The 21813-nt window shown below is 59.8% G+C and carries 16 protein-coding genes and 1 tRNA gene; 8 read left to right on the top strand and 9 right to left on the bottom strand.

Going from position 1 to position 21813, the window contains the following annotated elements; genetic code table 11:
- Positions 1 to 99: 99 nt before the first annotated feature.
- Together ACIQWP_RS14220 and rpoZ are read right to left on the bottom strand one after the other, a co-directional pair.
- Entirely contained in the window at positions 100 to 2328 is a 2229-nt protein-coding gene (locus ACIQWP_RS14220; protein ID WP_402788171.1) for a RelA/SpoT family protein, read from the bottom strand.
- Positions 2329 to 2428: 100 nt separating this feature from the next.
- Complete coding sequence (gene rpoZ, locus ACIQWP_RS14215) at positions 2429 to 2827, bottom strand: DNA-directed RNA polymerase subunit omega (RefSeq protein ID WP_047627240.1); 399 nt, start codon at positions 2825 to 2827, stop codon at positions 2429 to 2431.
- Between the two features lie 311 nt (positions 2828 to 3138).
- Between rpoZ and ACIQWP_RS14210 the strand changes: the two genes are divergently transcribed.
- Positions 3139 to 3726 (top strand): NYN domain-containing protein, encoded by a 588-nt coding sequence (locus ACIQWP_RS14210; protein WP_402788167.1) that lies wholly within the window; start codon positions 3139 to 3141, stop codon positions 3724 to 3726.
- A 228-nt stretch (positions 3727 to 3954) separates the two neighbouring features.
- Here ACIQWP_RS14210 and smpB read toward each other — a convergent pair whose 3' ends face one another.
- Positions 3955 to 4434, bottom strand: coding sequence for an SsrA-binding protein SmpB (gene smpB / locus ACIQWP_RS14205; protein ID WP_402788164.1), 480 nt, complete (start codon positions 4432 to 4434; stop codon positions 3955 to 3957).
- A 137-nt stretch (positions 4435 to 4571) separates the two neighbouring features.
- Positions 4572 to 5456, bottom strand: coding sequence for a 4-hydroxy-tetrahydrodipicolinate synthase (dapA, locus tag ACIQWP_RS14200; RefSeq protein WP_402788161.1), 885 nt, complete (start codon positions 5454 to 5456; stop codon positions 4572 to 4574).
- A gap of 217 nt (positions 5457 to 5673) precedes the next feature.
- On the opposite strand from dapA, the gene ACIQWP_RS14195 reads away from it, so the two are divergent.
- Together ACIQWP_RS14195 and ACIQWP_RS14190 are read left to right on the top strand one after the other, a co-directional pair.
- On the top strand, positions 5674 to 7725 hold the full coding sequence (locus ACIQWP_RS14195) for a transglycosylase SLT domain-containing protein (protein WP_402788158.1): 2052 nt from the start codon (positions 5674 to 5676) through the stop codon (positions 7723 to 7725).
- A 115-nt stretch (positions 7726 to 7840) separates the two neighbouring features.
- Positions 7841 to 8734, top strand: coding sequence for an alpha/beta fold hydrolase (locus ACIQWP_RS14190; protein WP_402788155.1), 894 nt, complete (start codon positions 7841 to 7843; stop codon positions 8732 to 8734).
- 123 nt (positions 8735 to 8857) lie between these two features.
- Here the strand turns inward: ACIQWP_RS14190 and ACIQWP_RS14185 are convergent, their stop codons facing one another.
- From ACIQWP_RS14185 to ACIQWP_RS14165, 5 genes are all read right to left on the bottom strand, one after another.
- Complete coding sequence (locus ACIQWP_RS14185) at positions 8858 to 9952, bottom strand: porin (RefSeq protein ID WP_402788152.1); 1095 nt, start codon at positions 9950 to 9952, stop codon at positions 8858 to 8860.
- 445 nt (positions 9953 to 10397) lie between these two features.
- Positions 10398 to 11459 carry a porin gene (locus ACIQWP_RS14180; RefSeq protein ID WP_402788149.1) on the bottom strand — a complete coding sequence of 354 codons (1062 nt, stop codon included), beginning with the start codon at positions 11457 to 11459 and terminating at the stop codon, positions 10398 to 10400.
- Between the two features lie 645 nt (positions 11460 to 12104).
- Positions 12105 to 12194: transfer RNA gene (locus ACIQWP_RS14175), tRNA-Ser, on the bottom strand.
- Between the two features lie 128 nt (positions 12195 to 12322).
- Complete coding sequence (locus tag ACIQWP_RS14170) at positions 12323 to 13540, bottom strand: NAD(P)/FAD-dependent oxidoreductase (RefSeq protein WP_402788146.1); 1218 nt, start codon at positions 13538 to 13540, stop codon at positions 12323 to 12325.
- Between the two features lie 144 nt (positions 13541 to 13684).
- A complete protein-coding gene (locus ACIQWP_RS14165) occupies positions 13685 to 14803 on the bottom strand; it encodes a Gfo/Idh/MocA family protein (RefSeq protein WP_402788143.1) in 1119 nt (372 codons plus the stop codon).
- Between the two features lie 233 nt (positions 14804 to 15036).
- On the opposite strand from ACIQWP_RS14165, the gene ACIQWP_RS14160 reads away from it, so the two are divergent.
- The 5 genes from ACIQWP_RS14160 (at position 15037) to iolB (ending at position 21794) form a co-directional block, all read left to right on the top strand.
- A complete protein-coding gene (locus ACIQWP_RS14160; protein ID WP_402788140.1) occupies positions 15037 to 15909 on the top strand; it encodes a MurR/RpiR family transcriptional regulator in 873 nt (290 codons plus the stop codon).
- 179 nt (positions 15910 to 16088) lie between these two features.
- The gene (gene iolC, locus ACIQWP_RS14155) at positions 16089 to 18023 is read left to right on the top strand and encodes a 5-dehydro-2-deoxygluconokinase (RefSeq protein WP_402788137.1); all 1935 of its coding nucleotides are present in this window, start codon (positions 16089 to 16091) and stop codon (positions 18021 to 18023) included.
- A 124-nt stretch (positions 18024 to 18147) separates the two neighbouring features.
- Positions 18148 to 19998: a 3D-(3,5/4)-trihydroxycyclohexane-1,2-dione acylhydrolase (decyclizing) gene (gene iolD, locus ACIQWP_RS14150; protein WP_402788134.1), complete on the top strand. Its 1851-nt coding sequence runs from the start codon at positions 18148 to 18150 to the stop codon at positions 19996 to 19998.
- 67 nt (positions 19999 to 20065) lie between these two features.
- Complete coding sequence (iolE, locus tag ACIQWP_RS14145) at positions 20066 to 20980, top strand: myo-inosose-2 dehydratase (RefSeq protein WP_402788131.1); 915 nt, start codon at positions 20066 to 20068, stop codon at positions 20978 to 20980.
- 16 nt (positions 20981 to 20996) lie between these two features.
- Positions 20997 to 21794, top strand: coding sequence for a 5-deoxy-glucuronate isomerase (gene iolB, locus ACIQWP_RS14140; RefSeq protein ID WP_402788128.1), 798 nt, complete (start codon positions 20997 to 20999; stop codon positions 21792 to 21794).
- The last annotated feature ends 19 nt before the right edge of the window (positions 21795 to 21813 follow it).

Raw genomic sequence — 21813 nt, 5'->3', positions numbered from 1 at the left:
ATTCAATGCATATCAATCCGGAAAGGTGCTCGAATTTGGTCATAAAATGATCACAAAATATGCAGCCTGCCCTGGATTGATAGCAACGCCGCGTGGATATCACTCGTAGAGGCGCTTTACCGTCGCGATGCAATCGAGCTCCTTGAGCTGTACCAGCAGCTGGTTGAGCTGACGCAGATCCCAGACTTCGACATCAAGGGCCATTTCGGTGAAATCGGCGGCGACGCGAACGGTGTTGAGCACGCGGATATTGACGTCGACATCGGCGACGGTCTGCGCCACCTTCGCCAGCGTGCCCGGCTCATTGAGAGCATTGATCAGGATGCGCGCGGCAAAGCGGGACTTGTTGGCCTCGTCCAGATCCCAGCGCACATCGATCCAGCGCTCCGGTTCGTCATCGAACCGCTGCAAGACCGGCGACTGGATGGGATATATGGTGATGCCTTTGCCCTTTTCCATGATGCCGACGATGCGGTCGCCCGGAACGGCGCCGGTCGATGCGAAATGCACCTCGACATTGGCGGAGATACCGCGGATCGGCGGGGCATCGAGATCGGCGCCATCGGAAACGTCAGCCTTGTTCTTGCCCGGGATCTTGAAGATCATGCCGGAAGCGCTGCGGACATTGAACCAGCCTTCGTCGCCGGCGGGCTTCACGGTCACGCGTTCGTCCTGATGATCGGGGTAGACGGCGCGCAAGACGTCGAGCGACGACATCTCCCCTCGCCCGACGGCAGCGATCGCATCCTCGACATCCTTCTGGCCGAGGCGATGCAGGGCCGGCTTCAGCCCATCGCGCGAGAAGACCTTGCCGGCGCGCTCGAAGGTGCGCTCGAGAATACGATGGCCGAGACCGGCATATTGCTTGCGGATTGCAAGGCGGGTGGCGCGGCGAATGGCGGCACGCGCCTTGCCAGTTACCACGATCTCTTCCCAGGCGGCCGGCGGCACCTGCACGCCGGAGCGGATGATCTCGACTTCATCGCCATTGTTCAGCCGCGTCACCAGCGGCATGATGCGGCCGTTGATCTTGGCACCGACGGTCGTATCGCCGATGTTCGTGTGGACGGCGTAGGCAAAGTCGATCGGCGTTGCGCCGCGCGGGAGCGCGATCAGCTTGCCCTTGGGCGTGAAGCAGAAGACCTGATCCTGGAAAAGCTCCAGCTTCGTGTGCTCGAGGAATTCTTCCGGGCTGTCGCCTTCGGCCAGCGCCTCGATGGTGTGGCGCAGCCAGGAATAGGCGTTGCTTTCGCGCGACGCCAGGTCGGTGTCACCATTGCCATTGCCGTTGGTGCCGTCCTTGTAGAGCGTGTGGGCGGCGATGCCGAATTCGGCGATCTCATGCATGCGCTTGGTACGGATCTGCAGCTCGATGCGCTGACTGGAAGGACCGACGATCGTCGTATGCAGGGAGCGATAGTCGTTCTGCTTCGGCGTCGAAATATAGTCCTTGAAGCGGCCGGGAACGACGCGCCAGCGGGTATGCACGATGCCGAGCGCCCGGTAACAGGATGGAATGTCGTCGACGAGAAGACGGAAGCCGTAGACATCGGAAAGCTGCTCGAAGGAGAGCGACTTCGACTGCATCTTGCGGAAGACCGAATAAGGCTTCTTCAGCCGGCCCTTGACCATGGCATTGGCAAGGCCATTGGCCACGAGCAGATCGCGCAGCTCGGTCTCGATCTTCTTGACCAGCCCTTCATTGCGCCGCGACAGCTCTTCGAGCCGCTTGGTGACGGTGTCGTGTGCTTCCGGGTTGATATGGCGGAAGGAAAGCTCTTCCAGCTCCTCGCGCATGTCCTGCATGCCCATGCGGCCGGCGAGCGGCGCATAGATTTCCATCGTCTCCTCGGAGATGCGGGCGCGCTTTTCCGGCGACATGTGATCGAGCGTGCGCATATTGTGCAGGCGGTCGGCGAGCTTGACCAATAGCACGCGGACGTCGTCGGAAATGGCGAGCAGCAGCTTGCGCAGGTTTTCCGCCTGCTTGGCCTTCTTGGTGACGAGGTCGAGCTTCTTGATCTTGGTCAGACCCTCGACCAGACGACCGATATCCTCGCCGAACATCTCGTCGATTTCGGCGCGGGTCGCCGTGGTGTCCTCGATCGTGTCGTGAAGAAGAGCGACCGCGATGGTCGATTCATCCAGACGCATGTCCGTCAGGATGGCGGCAACTTCGAGAGGATGGGAAATATAGGGATCGCCGCTGGCACGTTTCTGCTGCCCATGCTTCTGCATTGCATAAACATAGGCTTTGTTGAGAAGAGCTTCGTTGGCATCGGGCTTGTATTTCTGCACGCGCTCGACAAGCTCGTATTGCCGCATCATTCCGAAGCTACTCCCGCAAAAACAAAAGCGCGCCAGTCATCTGACCGGCGCACGCATCCTCTCATCATATCGCTCCTGCCCGGAGCATCAAGCTCGACGATCAGTAATCGTCGCTTTTTTCCGGCGGAACCAGGCCCTCGATACCGGCCAGAAGCTCTTCTTCCGACATCTGGTCGAAAGTGACGGTTTCCGGCAGGTCTTCTTCCTCTTCGCTGGTGGCGGAAGCGCCAGCCGCAATGAGGCTTGCCGGATCGGGCTCGGGCTCGTCCACTTCGACATGCTTCTGCAGCGAATGGATCAGGTCTTCCTTGAGATCATCAGGCGACAACGTCTCGTCGGCGATTTCGCGCAGCGCAACGACCGGGTTCTTGTCGTTGTCGCGATCGATCGTGATCGAGGAACCCTGCGAAATCAGACGGGCGCGATGGCTGGCGAGCAGCACGAGCTCGAACCGGTTCTCTACTTTATCAATGCAATCTTCTACTGTGACACGGGCCATTGCCTGTCCTTTGCGGTCGTGATGTCGTCATCATGTCTCGGAGTAGCACGCCGATACAAGCAAACGAAGGCAAATTCAAGTTTTTCCTGTTTCAGCGCCTTTGCACCCTCCGGAAAAGTGTTAAAATTCCCCTATACAAACGGTGATTTCCACCTGAGGTTGCTTGGAATATCGCATTTCGTGCCCTAAATCTCGGTTATATGAATAATTCATAAAGTAATACGAATTATTCTGCAACGCCTTACAAGGCATTGTTTTAGCTAACCTTTGAATGAAGTGATTACGTTTTTATAACAGTGGATATGTAAGCGATGTTTGACCCACGCGAAAAAATTGCACTCTTTATAGACGGCGCCAATCTCTACGCTGCATCCAAGAGCCTCGGCTTCGATATCGATTATCGCAAGCTCCTGAAGGCATTTCAGAAACGCGGATATCTGCTACGCGCCTATTATTACACGGCCCTTATCGAGGATCAGGAATATTCCTCCATTCGCCCGCTGATCGACTGGCTCGATTATAACGGCTACAAGGTCGTCACCAAGCCCGCCAAGGAGTTCACCGACTCCATGGGGCGCCGCAAGATCAAGGGCAACATGGACATAGAGCTGGCGATCGACGCCATGGAGCAATCCGAGACCGTCGATCATCTGGTGATCTTTTCCGGCGACGGCGACTTCACGAACCTCGTGGAAGCGCTCCAGCGCCGCGGCCGCAAGGTCTCGGTCATCTCGACCATGGCGACCCAGCCGCCGATGATCGCCGACGATCTCCGCCGCCAGGCCGACCATTTCATCGATCTCGTATCGCTGAAGGCTGAGATCGGCCGCGAACCGTCCGAGCGCCCTCACCGCTCCGCAGAGCCAGCCCACGTGGAAGCGGATGCTGACGAGCAATAGCGCCTGAAAACTCTTGGCTGGCGGCGGTTGCGCTTCGGTTTCCGGTGTGCCTAAGTTGCCCTCTGCGCAAGACAATCTCGGCCACGCATTCATCCGCAGAATGCTTGCGGAAAAACACTGCGATGCCTAGAGCAATTCCAGGAAAAGTACGTAGCGGTTTTCCGTGCGGAATTGCGTAAGTACAAAAGGATAGGACGTTTTCGCGATTCGAAGAAAAGCGGAAAGGTTCTAGCGGTTGTCCTTCAACAGACGGCTCTTCTGCCGGTTCCAATCGCGTTCTTTCTCCGACTCGCGCTTGTCGTGGAGCTTCTTACCCTTGGCGAGCGCCAGTTCCAGCTTCGCACGGCCATTGTCGTTGAAATAGATCTTCAACGGCACCAGAGTCATGCCTTCGCGGTTGATACCAGAACGCAGCCGACCAATTTCGCGGCTGGAAAGCAATAGTTTACGACGGCGGCGTGGCTCATGATTGAACCGGTTCGCCTGCAGGTATTCCGGCAGATAGGAGTTGATCAGCCAGATCTCGCCACCTTCGTCCGAAGCGTAGGATTCGGCGATGTTGGCCTTGCCTTCGCGCAGCGACTTGACCTCCGTACCCATCAGCACGATCCCTGCCTCATAGGTGTCGATGATCTCATAGTTGAAGCGTGCCTTGCGGTTTTCCGCCACGATCTTGTTGACTATGCGTTGGCTGCCTTTGGGGGCCATGATTGTTCTTCTTTTCTTTGTTCATTCCGGCGGTAGCCGTCGGCGCGCCAAGTTCCTGCACCCTAAATAAGCGAGACCGCCCTCCTTGTGAAGAGAGCGGCCTTGCGGAGAGTTTTCCCAGTTCGTCTACTATGCCGTCAGTTCAGGAGACCGGCATGGCGCATGGCCGCATCGATTGCAGCCTCCGTGCCTGGCTCCAGGGTCGACAAAAGCGGCGAACGCACGTTGCGGCTCATCCGGCCGAGGCGGGAAAGGCCATACTTGGCGCCGCAAAGGCCGGGCTCGATGAAAATCGCCTTATGCAGCGGCATCAGGCGGTCCTGATATTCGAGGGCCTTGGCATAATCGCCGGCAAGCGTCGCAGCCTGGAGTTCCGCACACAGGCGCGGCGCGACATTGGCCGTCACCGAGATGCAGCCGATACCGCCATGGGCGTTGAAGCCGAGCGCCGTGGCATCCTCGCCGGAAAGCTGGCGGAAGTCGCGGCCGCAGCTAATGCGCTGCTCGGAAACGCGTTCGATCTTGCCGGTCGCATCCTTCACGCCGACGATATTGGCATAGGTCTTGGCGAGCGCACCCATCGTCTCCGGCGTCATGTCGACAACCGAACGGCCGGGGATGTTGTAGATATAGATCGGCACCTTCACGGCTTCCGCAACAGCTGCGAAATGCGCGTAGAGCCCCTTCTGGGTCGGCTTGTTGTAATAGGGGGTGACGACCAGAACCGCATCGGCGCCGACCTTTTCGGCGTGCTGTGCCAGCTCGATCGCCTCGCGGGTATTGTTCGACCCCGCTCCCGCCATGACCGGGACGCGCTTGTTGGCGATCTCGATGCAGAGTTCGACGACGCGCTTGTGCTCGTCATGCGACAGGGTCGGCGATTCGCCCGTCGTACCCACGGGCACCAATCCCTTGCTGCCCTCTTTTATCTGCCAGTCGACATGCGAGGCAAAGGAAGCCTCGTCCACCTTGCCGGCGTCAGTAAAGGGCGTAACGAGTGCGGGAATGGACCCCTTGAACATGCAAGTCTCCTAGCGGCGCTGCTTTCATGCTTCAGCCGCAATCCATGGTTATGAATCCGCGCACCATAAAGCGCCGATTTGACGGCGACAAGCGCGCTTTGAATGGTAAAGGGCAGTTTCCGATATCATAATTGATTGAAATTCGGACCACCGGTAAGGTTTCGTTAATATAGCATTTGGCAAATGGAAAGGGCCTGTTTGTTTTGTGAGTAGCCGGATGAAGAGACCTGTCATGATCTGGACCGCTGTTGGCTTGGCGGTCGCCTGGGGCGCCGTTGCCTCACAGCTTCCCGGCCAGCAGACATCAACACGCTCAAGCGCCGACGTCGCCATGGCGACGGACCCCATGAGCACAGCCGCGATCCCGCGCAGCGGAGCCATCGCGCCTGTCAGCGGCGACCTGAAAGCCGGTCTCGACGCTCTTTCCAACAAGAACCCGATGCAGGCGCTCGCCATCCGCAACGGCATGGGCGAAGGCTCGCTTGATCGCCATATTCTGACCTGGGCGATCGCCACTTCAGGCCAGCCAGGCATCCCCTCCGGCGAAATTGCCGCGGCCGCCCGCGAGCTCGTCGGCTGGCCGGGGCTCGGCAGCCTGCGTGCCAATTCCGAGCGGGCGCTCTACACCGAAAATCCGGCGACCGATCAGGTGCTTGCCGCGTTCGGCAACACGCAGCCTGAGACCGTGGAAGGCAGCATCATCCTCGCGCGCGCGCTCATGGCGCGAGGTTCGTCGGCACAAGCCGCAAAGCTGATCCGCAAGATCTGGCGCGACGAGCCGCTCGACAAATCGCTTGAGGACAAGATCCTCGCAGAATTCCCGAGCCTGCTTTCGCCCGCCGATCACAAGGCGCGCATGGACTATCTGCTTTACCGCGACCGGACAGCGCAGGCCAAACGCTTTGGCGATCTCGGCCGGGCGCAATCCCTCTATAAGGCCTGGGCAGCGGTCAATGACCGCTCGCCGAAGGCGGACGCGCTGATAGCAGCCGTCGACACGCAATGGCGCAAGGACCCCGCCTATCTCTTCATGCGGATCGAAAATCTGCGCCGCCAGAACAGATATGACGATGCCGCCAATCTTCTGGCGCAAATGCCGCGAGACCGCAGCGTGCTTGTCAGCCCCGGCGCGTGGTGGAGCGAGCAGCGCATCGTCAGCCGTGGCCTGGTGGATCAGGGTGAATTCAAGGCTGCCTATCGCGTCGTCGACGCCAGCGTCGCGGAAAGCCCGCAGGACGTCGGCGAGGCCGAATTCCACGCGGGCTGGTACGCTCTGCGCGGCCTGCAGGACGGTGCGAACGCGGCAACCCATTTCCGCAAGATCCTGCAGGTGTCGAACGGACCGATCTCGCAATCGCGCGGCTGGTACTGGCTCGGCCGTGCCGCCGAGGCAGGTGGACCGGGCAAGGCTGCCGATTTCTATGCGAAGGCCGCTTCCTATCCGAGCACCTTCTATGGCCAGCTTGCCGCCGAGAAGCTTGGTCGCCGTACCCTGAACGTTACCTATCCCGCTCCGTCGGCGGTAGATCGCCAGCGTTTCCAGGGACGTGAGGCCGTGCAGGCGATTTCACGGCTTGAGGCAGCAGGACACGGCTGGCGTGCCGATGCGCTCTATCGCGCATTGGCGAAGCAACTGGAAAGCCCCGGCGAGGTTGCCCTGCTCGCCGCCCGGTCCGAGCGTTCGGGCAACCACCAGCTTTCGCTTCAGATCGGCAAGATCGCCTATGGGCGCGGCATCGACGTCGCAGCGCTCGCCTTCCCGATCGGTGTCATTCCGGACAATGCCAATATTTCCGGCTCCGGCAAAGCGCTCGCCTATGCCATTGCCCGGCAGGAAAGCGCTTTCAATCCGGCCGCCGTTTCCTCCGCCAATGCCCGCGGCCTGCTGCAACTGCTGCCGAAGACCGCAAAGGCCGTTGCCGGCCGGCACGGCATGGCCTACTCCGCCGACAAACTGACGCAGGATGCCGGCTATAATGCCACGCTCGGCGCCCACTATCTCGGCGAGCAGATCGACACGTTCGGCGGGTCCTATATCCTCACCTTCATCGCCTACAATGCCGGACCGAACAAGGTGCCGGAGTGGATCAGCCGCTATGGCGATCCGCGCGGCAAATCGCTCGATGACGTGGTCGACTGGATCGAGCGCATCCCCTTCCCCGAGACCCGCAACTATGTTCAGCGGGTCATGGAAAACTATCAGGTCTACAAGGCCCGGCTGGGACAGAAGCCCGATATCGTACACGATCTGGTCTCCGGCCGCGGCTGAACGCATCGTTATCGCCAGGCCTTTGGGTGGCCTGCCATGGGAGACGGCGCCGGTTGTGCGCGCTGCGGAAATGACGTTACATCCCCGGTGATAGCCAACGCACGAGGTATGACGCATGCGCAGTGACGACCAAAGCGGTTTCCTTGCCAGGACGATAGCGGCGGAGGATGGCCTGAAGCTCTATGTGCGCGATTATGCCGGCGACGACGACGCCACACGAACCCGGCCGCCGATCTTCTGCCTGCCCGGCCTGACGCGCAATTCGCGGGACTTTCATCAACTGGCGCTGCTTCTATCGCAGGATTCGACGGCCCCGCGTAGGGTGATCACGCTCGATGCCCGTGGGCGCGGGGCATCCCAATGGGATGCGGACAAATCTCACTACAGTCTCATTGTCGAAGCACAGGATGTGCTGACCGTCTGCGCTGCCCTTGGGATGCAGCAGGCCATCTTCGTCGGTACCTCACGCGGCGGACTGGTGCTGCATGTGCTTGCCGCCAGCCGGCCGGACGTCCTCAAGGCGGTGATTCTCAACGACATCGGTCCAATTCTCGAGAAAATCGGATTGGCGGATATTCGCGACTATCTCAACCGGGACAAGAAGCCCGCCAATTGGAGCGAGGCGATCGAGATCCTTCGGGAAAACCACGGCAGTGCTTTTACGGCGCTTGACGAAGGCGACTGGCAGGACATGGCGCGGGCTATCTATGCCTTTCGTGACGGCACACCTGTTGCCGACTACGATCCCGCCATAGCCGCACAAATGCAGGCGCTCGATCTGGAAGCGCCGATCCCGGACTTGTGGCCGCAATTCCAAGGGTTTCAGGATATCCCGCTGATGGTGATTCGCGGCGAGAATTCGAAGCTTCTGACGCAAACCACGACCTATGAAATGGCAGACCGCCATCCGGGTATGACCGTCAAGAGCGCGCGAGGACAAGGACATGCCCCCATTCTGCATCTCGGCGATATTCCAGACGCAATCCGGCATTTCATCTCAGGGCTTTGACGACGGGGGCTCTCAGGGTCGACACCCCTCTGAAAATCAAAAGGCCCGGTTGGGAGACCGGGCCTTTCCTCTTCTGATCGGAGGTCTGACCAGAAGATTTTCAAACTCGTTCGGCGGACCGAATTAGAAGCTGCGCTGGAAGCGGAGGATACCAGCCCACTGATCCTGGTTCACAGAATCAAAGTTGGTGTAGGTCACTTCCGGCTCGATCAGGAAGCCCTTGACCGGCGTGAACTTGAGGTTCGTCGTCGCTTCGAAGATCTTCGAGTCGGTGTAGGCGAGCTGGAGGTTCCACTTCAGCTTTGCGTTGATCGGAACGCCAACGCCGCCCCAAACAGCCCAGTCACCCCAGCCGCAAAGATCGCCGCGGCCAGTCGGGCAAGCAGATGCGTTCAGGTTCGAACCGGCATACTGGTTCAGCTTCTTGCCATCGGTGTTGTAGCCGCCCATCAAGAAGGCCGTGAGGAAGCCGAAGTCGGCATCGATACGAGCCTTGACAGCGCCTTCTTCGACGATCGAGTCATAGCCGCCGACAACCTTGAAGCCGAAGCCGCCAGCCTTGTAGCCGATACCGGCAACGGCGTTCGGAGCGTAGTGGTTAGCCTTCGACTGAACCCAAGCGCCGCCATAGGTCGTCGAATCGGAACCGGAGTTCGAGTCTTCGAGCGAGACGACAGCCGTGAAGCCGTTGCCGGCGTCGTAGTTGTAGGTCAGCTGGTTGAGTTCGTACGGGCCGTCATAGATCACGTCGTCGTTGATGACGTCGCCGGCGTAGCCGGTGTACAGGTTGTACTGCGAGTCCTGCTTACCGACGAGGAAGCCGCCGAGGCTGATGTTGGCCCAGAGCAGCTTGGTGGTGGTGGAGCCGCCGTCGTTCCAGTCGAAACGATAGACGGTGTTGGTCTTCAGCGGGCCGTATTCGGTGTCGGTCGCTGTGTCGACGCTCAGCTGAGCGCGGGTATGCCAGTAGGTGCCGCGGTCGCCGCCCGGGCCTGGATTGTAGGCGTTGTACCAGCCGCCTTCGGTACGGACCATACCGCCGACCTTGAGGCAGGTTTCAGTGCCTGGGATGAAGAAGTAGCCAGCACCGTAAGCATCGCAGATGCGGACGTATTCGAGCGGCTCGGGCTCAGCGGCGACGATCGCGTCGGCAGCATGAGCACCCGATACTGCTGCCAGCGCAGCAGCGGAGCCGAGAAGAAGGCTCTTGATGTTCATAGTAACTCCAGTTCCAATATCAATTAGGTATGAGAATTCGCGCCGAGAAAATCGACGCGCCCTACCCCACCCGGTTTTAAGTTGACCCCTGATCTGGGAGAACCAAGACGCTAAGTCTCGCTTCCGATTTGGAACCTACAGATCGTTTTTTTCAGAGCAATATCAGAGATAAACTATGAACAATTGTGACGGCTGTTTCAAAAAATGCGTTGCACAAAAATCACGTCGCAAAACTGTCATACTGCCAGCATCTCGATAGTAGAAAACTACTTGGGGTTATTTAGAAAATACACACAACCTAAAGATAGTATTTGAGTGGAAAGACGTGGAGGGGTCTGCAAGCTACATTTCAGCTTGCCGATACTCGAAAAAAAGCCCGGCCAATGGCCGGGCTTTCCGTCACAGTAGTGACCAATCGGATTGACCGAAGTCAGATCAGATTAGATTAGAATGCACGCTCGAAGCGCAGGATACCAGACCACTGATCCTGATTGATGGAGTCCCAGTTGGTGTAGGAGACTTCCGGACGGATGGTCAGGTTCTTAACCGGGTTGAACGTGAGGTTCGTGGTCGCGGCGAAGATCTTCGAGTCGGTGTAGGCGAGCTGGAGGTTCCACTTCAGCTTTTCGTTGATCGGAACGCTAGCACCGCCCCAAACTGCCCAGTCGCCCCAGCCGATGTTGGCGGCATCGCCAGCACCGTTTGCACCGGCATACTTGTTCAGCTTGTTGCCATCGGTGTTCCAGCCGCCCATCAAGAAGGCCGAGAATGCGCCGAAGTCGGCGTCGACGCGAGCCTTGATGGCGCCTTCTTCAACGATCGAGTCGTAACCGCCGACGACCTTGAAGCCGAAGTTGCCAACCTTGTAGCCGAGACCGGCAACAACGTCAGGAGCATAATGGTCGGAGCTGTCTTCGCCGTTGACGCCAGTCGCACCAACACCAGAGTTGCTGTCTTCGAGCGAGATCACAGCGGTGAAGCCGTTGCCTGCATCGTAGTTGTAGGTGATCTGGTTGAGTTCGTACGGGCCGTCATAGACAACGTCGTCGTTGATGACGTCGCCGGCGTAGCCGGTGAAGACGTTGAACTCGGAGTCTTCCTTACCAATCGTGAAGCCGCCGAGGCTGATGCTGGCGTGCAGCAGATTGGTCTTCGTGCTGTTGCCGTCGTTCCAGTCCCAACGAATTTCGGTGTTGGTCTTCAGCGGGCCGTATTCGGTGTCGCTTGCGGTTGCGAGACGGAGCTCAGCGCGGGTGTGCCAGAGCGTGCCCAGGCGGCTGTTCGGGTTGTAGGCATCGTACCACTGACCTTCGGTACGAACCTTACCGCCGATCTTGAGGCAGGTTTCCGTGCCCGGGATGAAGAAATAACCAGCACCGTAGGCGTCGCAGATGCGGACGTATTCCAACGGCTCCGGCTCAGCAGCAACGATAGCGTCAGCTGCATGAGCACCGGAAACTGCCACAAGCGCAGCAGCGGAGCCAAGAAGAAGGCTCTTGATGTTCATATTGACCTCCAGTCAAAGTTTTTATCGAGAATGAGAACTACCCGAAGGTATTCCCTGTCCCATCCTCGCGTTTCAAGAAGTGGACGATCAATCGCCCTCGCTTCCGAGATTGAAAATACAAGACGCGCACTGTCACGCAATCGACATCTTGTCGGAAAGGGGGATTTGCGTAAGCCTTCCGCAATTCCTGTTGCCGAAAGGACACAAGTCAGCAACACGGCTGCCGCAATTATTTAGGTTTTATTAAGAAAGCTCTTAATCTACGGCCACTTAGAAATGTATCTCTATAGAAGCGCAGGAAATACAGGCGGGCGAGAAAACGGCACTTCTGCGGCGACTTTGGGACTTTCGCGACGACTTACAGACGATTTGCGGCATTTGGCGCCGCGACTTCACTCCGGCGTCGCCGACGAGCCCTCCTCCGGACTGTCTCAAATCGATGCACGTACCTAGATGATTCGGATTTATCGATTCGAAGCAAAGCGATCGAGCCGAACATTTTGGCAGGATTGCCATGGACGCGGCAGCGGAATCGCGAGAGATCGGCGCGCCTCAGCTCAAGCAATCAGATACAAATTGGAAAGGAAGAAAGCCGGGCAGAACTCACCGGCCGAAATGCCATCTCTATCTGCTGGGGATCTGGGATGGCGGAGAAGATGGGATTCGAACCCACGATACCATTTCTGGTATACTCCCTTAGCAGGGGAGCGCCTTCGACCACTCGGCCACCTCTCCGGTGCGGCCCTGATAGGGCCATTCATTTATCGACGCAAGCGCTTTTTCGCCTTCACGCACGTTCTTTCCGAGATTCGGCAACAGCCGGTTGCCGAATGAAGCGCGCCTTGGTCGATGTGAAAATCGCGTCAGGCCAATAGTTGCTTGAGGTCGGCGGCAGGATCGGAAAGAATCGCTTTGGACGGATTGGCGCCGGTTTCCAGGAGCTTCTTGCCGGTAACATAGGCCTTTGCGTCGTTTACGGCGTCGACGGCGATAAAACGGCCCTGCTTGAAATACCAGACGGAGGCTGCGCCCTCGCGCGCGCCGGGACGCAGCAGCGTCTCGTCGTAACCGAGGTTGAAACCAGCGATCTGCAGCTTCACGTCATATTGATCCGACCAGAACCACGGCTTCGGATCATAGGCCTTGTCGCCGCCGGCGATGATTCCAGCCGCGGCTTCCGCCTGATCGACGGCGTTCTGCACCGATTCGAGCCGGATTCGGCCGCCCTCCCAAGGCAGTTCGACGCAATCGCCCATGGCGAAGATGGACGGATCGGATGTGCGGGCAAACGAATCGACGACGATGCCGTTGCCGACCTCCAGGCCCGCCTCCTTGGCGAGCCTGTCATTCGGGGCGACGCCAATGCCGACGACGACGAAATCGACCTCGATGGTCGAGCCATCCGACAGTTCCGCGGCGGCGACATGGCCATTGCGGCCGATGAGCTGCTTCAGCCCGGTCTTTTCGCGAATGACGACATCGTGCTTCTGATGGATGGCCCTGAAGATGTCGGCCGTTTCCTTGGCCGCCACGCGCTGCAATATCCTGTCGCCCATCTCGATGAGGGTGACCTCAAGACCGCGATGGCGCGCGACGGCCGCCGCCTCAAGCCCGATATAGCCGCCGCCGATGATGAGCACCCGGCGGCCGGGGCGCATTTCGCCGGCAAGGAGATCCGCATCGCGCTTGTCACGAGCGAGATAGACGCCTTCAAGCGCGCCACCGACTGAGGGCGGCAGGCGGCGTGGCGTTGATCCCGTCGCCAACGCCAGCGTCTCATAGCCCAGCCTGGAGCCGTCCTGCATGACGATCTGCTTTGCGGCGCGATCGATCTGCTCGACCCAGGTGGACACGCGAATCTCGACATTATTGTCGGCATACCAATGTTCCGGGCGGAACAGCAGGCGATCGAAGCTCATCTCGCCAAGCAGGTATTTCTTGGTCAATGGCGGCCGCTGATAGGGAAGGCTCTCTTCCGCGCCGACAATGGTGATCGGCCGCGAATCACCCAACCCACGCAATTTGGCTGCGAGCGCGAAACCCGCCTGCCCGGCCCCGACAATGACCAATCTGCCCGTCACGATCCGTACTCCATTGTTATTATGGCAATCCAACCCATGCGATGCGGAAGAATGCCTATGGACTTCAGGGGTAACGCCTGCATCTGCAAGCGTCAATCACGGCTGACCCTGCGCCCCGGATCGGGAGAAAATTAGGCCGAACGCTCAGCTGGCCACTTCGATCCAGCGCCGTTCGTGGAAAGATCGCGCCATGGCATGCACCGATTTCTCGATTCGCAGGCCATCTTTGAAAGCCACGACTGACGCAGCCTCGCCTGATATGGCGCGGATCAGCTCGCGGCATTCGATGATCTTCAGATCGTTGAAGCCGAGGCCGTGGCCGGGCGCCGGGATGAAGCGGTCATAGGGCTTGTGGGCGGGAGCGGCCAGCACCTTGCGGAACCCCTGTTCGCTGTCCCTGCCCTCGGCCTGATAGAATTCAAATTCGTTCATGCGCTCCTGATCGTAGGAGATCGAGCCCTTGGAGCCGAAGATCTGCAGGGCTATCCGCCCCTTGCGGCCCCAGGCCGAGCGATTAGCCATGAGCACGGCGGAAATTCCGCCGCCAAGCCGCATCAGGACGTTGGCGAGATCGTGATTCTCGACCGTGCGGCTGCCGCCATCCTTCAACGGCCGCTCGGCATAGGGCTTCACCATATCGGTGATGACAGCCTCGACGTGACCGAAGAGGAACCAGAGCAGCGAAAGCGGATGCACGGCGAAGTCATCCAGAGCGCCGTAGCCGGAGGCAAGCTCGCTCTTCCAATAGAAAAGGCCGTTCGGATCGGCCATGAAATCCTCGTCCATCTCGACACGGACATGATTGACCGCACCGATCGCACCCTCTTCGATCAGCGACTTGATGTGCCGCATCACGGGGTTCTGGATATAATTGTATCCGAGAATGGCGACCTTGCCGGAAGCCCTGGCCGCGGCCAGCATGCGTTCAGCATCCTCATAGGCAGGAGCCATCGGCTTTTCGCACCAGACATGCTTGCCGGCCTCAAGGGCGGCGATCGCCATGTCCGGGTGGAACTGATTGGGTGTCGTGACGGAGACGACGTCGACCTCGGGGTCCGCGATGAGCGCGCGCCAGTCGGCCGTTGCCTTTTCGAAACCGAATTCGTCACCGCGCGCCTTTGCCAGATCGGCATTGGCTTCGGCCAGATGCACCAGGCGCGGCCGGGCGACATCGCCAAAAACGGTCTTGACCGCATTCCATGCCAGCGCATGGCATTTGCCCATGTAGCCGGTACCGATCAATCCAACACCCAACGGCTTCATTTGCTTGTTCTCCTCAAATCCTCACCCGAAGTTGCGTGATTTTTGGAATATTTAGACCGTTTTGACAAGCGTACTCATGCAGTCGAGATTCGAATTAAAGCTCGGAATTCATATTTATTGACGTAAAATCATTATGTTAAAATTATTCGTGCCGAACGAATCAAAATCCGGTATCGTTACAAATATGGAACGTTTGTTTCATTGACGGTGTAGGGGAAGCTGAAGGACGGCGCATGGACAACAATATCGAGACGCAAACCAGGGTGCCGCGCGACTTCGAAAGCCTGCGCAGCATCATCATCGAGCGCAAGAATGCCATGCCGAAGCGTCTCGCACAGGTGGCCGCCTTTGCGCTCGGCAATCCCGATGAGATCGCCTTCGGCACGACGGCCAGCATTGCGACGGCGGCCGAAGTGCAGCCGTCGACGCTGGTGCGCCTTGCCCATCACCTCGGCTATGAGGGCTTCTCCGATCTGCAGAGCATCTTCCGAGAGAGATTGCGCGATCGGACGCTGAGCTATGAAGAGCGGCTGGTGACGCTCGAGCGATCGGGCATTCAAGACGAGGAGGCCGGTATCCTCTCCGGCTTCCTGTCCGCCGCCAGCCAGTCCATCAACAAGCTCGCAGCAACCATCGAGACGGATACCTTTGTTAAAGCCATCGATGTCCTCGCCTCGGCGGAGACGATCTACCTCATCGCCAAGCGTCGCTCCTATCCGCTGACGGCGCATATGAGTTACGCCTTTTCCAAGCTGAACATACGTCACCAGATCGTCGCCTCGCCCAACGGCATCGACGGTGAGATCGCCCGCTTCGCAACGGAGAAGGACGCAGCGATCGCCGCGAGCTTTTCGCCCTATGCCGCCGATAGCCTGGCGCAGGCGCAGGATCTCGCCGCGCGCAACGTGCCCGTCATCGCCATCACCGATTCGGCCTTCTCGCCCCTCACTGCCTGCGCGACACATTGGTTCGAAGTGGCCGAGGCAGACTTTGCGGGCTTCCGCTCGCTTTCGGCATCCATGGCACTCATCATGGCCTTTCCCGTCGCCATCGCCGAGCGCCGGCGAAAGGACGCAACAAAAGCCGATAAAACGAAAATGGAATAAACATTCCGAATTGACAAAATCTCGGAACCAATGTTTCACTACAACCAGGATCACGGCCGCGGGAGATGGCCGTCCGTTCCATAGCAACCGGGACGAAACGAACACCGGCACTTTCAATAACGCATGATCTCGGCGCAGGCTGAAAAGCAAAAGAGGTCATGCCCCGACGGGAGGACATCATGGCACACGACAATCCTGGCGCCGAGCCGGAAGCGAAACTCGATGTGATCACCATCGGCCGCTCTTCCGTCGACCTTTACGGCCAGCAGATCGGCTCGAAGCTCGAAGATATCGCCTCTTTCGCCAAGTCGGTCGGCGGCTGCCCGGCCAATATCGCGATCGGCACGGCGCGGCTCGGCCTGAAGTCCGGCCTCATCACCCGCGTCGGCGACGAGCAGATGGGTCGCTTCATCCGCGAACAGTCAGCCCGAGAAGGCGTCGCCGTCGAAGGGATCGCCACGGACAAGGAGCGCCTTACGGCGCTGGTGCTGCTGGCGGTCGAGGCCGAAGGCGTCTCGCCGATGATCTTCTACCGTTCCGACTGCGCCGACATGGCGCTGAACGAAGACGATATTGACGAGAACTTCATCAAGTCCTCCGGCGCCGTTCTGGTTTCCGGCACGCATTTTTCCAAGCCCAATACCGAGGCCGCACAGCGCAAGGCGATCCGCATCGCCAAGGCGAACGGCCGCAAGGTGCTCTTCGACATCGACTACAGACCGAACCTCTGGGGCCTGGCCGGTCATGCCGAAGGTTTCGAGCGATATGTGAAGTCGGATCGCGTCTCCGCCAAGATGAGGGAGACGCTGCCCGATTGCGATCTGATCGTCGGCACGGAAGAAGAGATCATGATCGGCTCGGGCGTTGACAACGTGCTCGGCGCCTTGAAGGAAATCCGTCGCCTTTCATCCGCCGTCATCGTGCTGAAGCGCGGCGCCATGGGCTGCATCGTCTATGATGGGCCGATCTCGGACGATCTCGAAGCCGGCATCGTCGGCGAGGGATTCCCGATCGAGGTGTTCAATGTTCTCGGCGCCGGCGATGCCTTCATGTCCGGCTTCCTGCGCGGCTATCTGCGCGGCGAGCTGCTGAAAACTTGTGCCACCTGGGCAAATGCCTGCGGTGCTTTCGCTGTTTCACGCCTGCTCTGCTCGCCGGAATATCCGACCTGGACGGAGCTCGATTTCTTCCTGAAGACGGGCAGCAAGCACCGAGCGTTGCGCAAGGACGAGGCGATCAACCATATTCATTGGGCAACGACCCGCCGTGGCGACGAGATCCCGCTGCTGATGGCGCTGGCCATCGATCATCGCTCGCAGCTCGTCAGCGTCGCCGACGAACTGGGCGTTGGCCACGACAGGATCGTCGCCTTCAAGCGGCTGGCGGTCGAGGCAGCAGCGCGGGTGGCTGACGGTCGGCCCGGTTACGGCATGCTGATCGACGAACGCTTCGGCCGCGATGCCTTCTTCGACGCGGCGACCAAGAATTTCTCCTGGATCGGACGGCCTGTCGAGCTGCCGGGATCGAAGCCGCTGAAATTCGAATTCAGCCAGGATATCGGTTCGCAGCTCGTCGAATGGCCGCTCAACCATTGCATCAAATGCCTCTGCTTCTACCATCCTGACGATCCGAAGGACTTGAAGGCGGAGCAGCAGGAGAAGCTGCGGACGCTGTTTGAAGCGGCGCGCAAGGTCGGCCGCGAACTTCTGGTCGAAATCATCGCCAGCAAGAATGGGCCGCTCACCGACGACACGATCCCGACAGCCATGGAAGAGCTTTATGCGCTCGGCATCAAGCCGGACTGGTGGAAGCTGGAGCCGCAGGAATCGACGACTACATGGAAAAAAATCGATGCCGTGATCGCCAAAAATGATCCATGGTGCCGGGGTATCGTGCTGCTCGGCCTGGAGGCGCCGGCGGAGGAATTGATCCGTAGCTTCGAGGCAACGCTGGCAGCACCCTCTGTTAAGGGTTTCGCCGTCGGCCGGACCATCTTCTCTGATGTGGCCCGCGCCTGGCTGTCTGATGGCATGAACGACGAGGAGGCGATTGCCGACATGGCCGGCCGCTTCCGGCAATTGACGCAAGCGTGGCTTAAAACCCGCGGCCTGTAAGAATTCTAGAGCGGTTCAGTTTTCACGGAAGCTCTGAACCGCTCTATATCTCTGTTTCGCAATTCCGGACGGAAAACCGCTACGCACTTTTCCTGGAATTGCTCTGGTATTTGGGAGGCGCCCGATGGGCAAGACGATCCGATTGACGATGGCACAGGCCGTCACGCATTTCCTCAAGCAGCAGATGACCATCATCGACGGCCAGAAGCAGCCGATCTTCGGCGGCGTCTGGGCGATCTTCGGTCACGGCAATGTCGCCGGCATCGGCGAGGCGCTCTATCAGGTGCGCGAGGAATTGCCGACCTATCGCGCCCACAACGAACAGGGCATGGCGCATGCCGCCATTGCCTATGCCAAGGCAAGCTTCCGCCAGCGCTTCATGGCCTGCACGACATCGATCGGCCCCGGCGCGTTGAACATGGTGACGGCCGCCGGCGTGGCGCATGTCAACCGCATTCCAGTTCTTTTCCTGCCCGGCGACGTCTTCGCCAACCGCGCGCCCGATCCGGTGCTGCAGCAGATCGAGGATTTCGGCGACGGCACCGTTTCGGCCAACGATGCCTTCCGCCCGGTGTCCCGCTATTTCGACCGCATCACCCGACCCGAGCAGATCATCTCCGCGCTGAAACGCGCCATGCAAGTGCTGACCGATCCGCTCGATTGCGGCCCGGTGACGCTGTCGCTTTGCCAGGACGTGCAGGCGGAAGCCTTCGACTATCCCGAGAGCTTCTTCGAGGAGCATGTCTGGACGCAGCGGCGTCCGCAGCCTGACGCAGACGAGCTTGCCAATGCCATCGCGCTGATCCGCAAATCGGAAAAGCCGGTTATCCTCGCCGGCGGCGGCGTGCTCTATTCACAGGCAACGAAGGAACTCACGGCTTTCGCCGAAGCACATGGCGTGCCCGTGGTCGTGACCCAGGCCGGCAAATCGGCGATCAATGAGACACACCCCCTTGCGCTCGGCTCAGTCGGCGTGACGGGCACCTCAGCCGCCAATGCCATTGCCGAGGATACCGATCTGGTGATCGCAGTCGGAACCCGCTGCCAGGATTTCACCACCGGCTCCTGGGCGCTGTTCAAGAACGAAAGAATGGCCATAATCGGCCTCAACATCGCGGCCTATGACGCGCTGAAGCACGACAGTCACCCATTGGTGACGGATGCGCGCGAGGGGCTGAAGGCGCTCGACGCGGGCCTTGCAGGCTGGAAGGCTCCCGCAGCGCTTGCCGAGAAGGCCGCCCGTGAAAAGAAGATCTGGATGGAGGCCGCCGCCAAGGCGATGGCGACCACGAACGCCGCCCTGCCCTCCGACGCGCAGGTGATCGGTGCTGTCACGCGGACGATCGGCGGCGAGAAGACCATCGTGCTCTGCGCCGCAGGCGGCCTACCCGGCGAGCTGCACAAGCTCTGGCCGGCAACCGCGCCCGGCAGCTACCACATGGAATATGGCTTCTCCTGCATGGGTTACGAGATCGCCGGCGGGCTTGGGGCGAAGATGGCCCATCCGGAAAAGGAAGTCGTCGTCATGGTCGGCGACGGCTCCTACATGATGATGAATTCGGAGCTGGCGACCTCCGTCATGCTCGGTCTGAAGATCACCGTCGTGCTGCTCGACAACAGGGGCTACGGCTGCATCAATCGCCTGCAGATGGCGACCGGCGGTGCCAACTTCAACAATCTGCTGAAGGATGCGCGCCACGAGGTGATGCCAGAAATCGATTTCCGGGCGCATGCGGCCAGCATGGGTGCTGTCGCCGTCAAGGTTTCCTCCATCAGCGAGCTGGAACAGGCGATCGAAACTTCGAAGAAGAACGACCGCAGCTCCGTCATCGTCATCGACACCGATCCGCTGATCACCACGGACGAAGGCGGCCATTGGTGGGACGTCGCCGTTCCCGAAGTCAGCCCGCGCGTCGAGGTCAACAAGGCTCGCGCCGCTTACGAAAAGGCGCGCGGCGCCCAGCGCATCGGCTGATCGATTTCCGTCATTTTTCCGGAGGAGCTGAGACGCTCCTCCAGCACCGTTTTCAAGGAGACCATTGATGAAGGCCAAACTCGGCATGTCGCCCATCGCCTGGTGGAATGACGATCTTCCGGAGCTTAGCGACGACGTATCCCTCGAAGAATGCCTGCGTCAGTCGCGCGGCGCCGGCTTTACCGGCATGGAACAGGGCCGCCGTTTCCCGAGCAACCCTGATGAGATGCTGCCGATCCTGCGCGCCGCCGACGTCACGCTTTGCGGCGGCTGGTTCTCGGGAACGCTCGTCAATGAGGAGCTTGCCGCCAACAAGGACCGCATCGCGCCGATGATCGAGCTGTTCAAGGCGGTCAATGCGCCTTGCATCGTCTATGGCGAAGTTGGCCGCTCGATCCAGGGTGACCGTTCCAAGCCGCTCTCCACCAAGCCGCGTCTCTCGGATGACGAGATGAAGGCCTATGCCCGCCGTGTCACCGAGTTCGGCGAATGGTGCGCTGCGCAGGGCATGCCGCTCTCCTATCATCATCACATGGCGGCTGTCGTCGAAACCGAGCCGGAACTCGATGCCTTCATGCGCAATTCCGGCGCAGGCATTCCGCTGCTGCTCGATGCCGGCCATCTCGCCTTTGCCGGCGGCGACGTGCTGCGCGCCATCGACAACCACCATGCCCGCATCAACCACGTTCACGTCAAGGACATCCGCAAGTCGGTCGTCGATGGGCTGGATCGCAGCCGGCAGTCCTTCCTCGATGCCGTGGCGCTCGGTGCGTTTACGGTGCCGGGCGATGGTTCGTTGGATTTCGGCGCCATCGTCAAGCGCTTCGCGCATTACGGCTATGAAGGCTGGTTCGTGGTCGAGGCCGAGCAGGACCCACGCAACGCGCCACCGCAGAAGATGGCCGAGATCGGCCATGCCGAACTGATGCGTGTCATGACGGCGGCAGGCTACACCGTGGAAACCGAAGGTTTTCCCAAGTAAGCAAGGAACAACGTCCATGCCCAATCTCAAGGTCAAACCTGACGGCTCTCATGGCCGCGTTACCCATGTCACGCCGCAAAGCGCCGGCTGGACTTATGTCGGCTTCGATCTTCACTGCCTGAAGCCCGGCGAAACCGCCTCGGCTGAAACCGGCGACCGCGAGGTTTGCCTCGTTTGGGTCAGCGGCAAGGGAAGCGCCAAGGCGGGGGCCAAGGATTTCGGCCTACTCGGCGGGCGCATGAGCCCCTTCGAGGGCGCGCCGCATGCGCTCTATATCCCGGCCGGATCGAGCTGGTCCGTTACCGCAGAGACCGATCTGGAGCTGGCCGTCTGCTCGGCGCCGGGCGGCGGCTCCTATGAGGCGCGCGCTATTCCACCGGGCACGCATCCGGCGCTGACGCGCGGCAAGGGTACGAATGTCCGCCACGTCAACAACATCATGCCGGAAGACGATGGGGCGGCGCATTCGCTGCTGGTCGTGGAAGTGATCACGCCGGGCGGTCACACCTCGTCCTACCCTCCGCACAAGCACGATCAGGACGATCTCCCGAACGAAAGCTTCCTCGAGGAGACCTATTATCATCGCCTTAACCCGCCACAGGGTTTCGGCTTCCAGCGCGTCTATACGGACGACCGCTCGCTGGACGAAGTCATGGTGCTGGAGGATGGCGACGTGACGCTGGTGCCCAAGGGGTATCACCCATGTGCAGCGTGTCACGGCTACGATCTCTATTATCTCAACGTCATGGCCGGCCCGAAGCGCATCTGGAAATTCCACAATGCCGTGGAGCATGAATGGCTGCTCAAGTCCTGAAGTGGCGTCGTCGTTCCTA

It is taken from the genome of Rhizobium sp. NPDC090279 (assembly GCF_044769665.1).
Taxonomy (GTDB): domain Bacteria; phylum Pseudomonadota; class Alphaproteobacteria; order Rhizobiales; family Rhizobiaceae; genus Rhizobium.
Note: the sequence above shows the minus strand (reverse complement) of the source record. Positions and strands in the feature narration are given on the sequence as shown.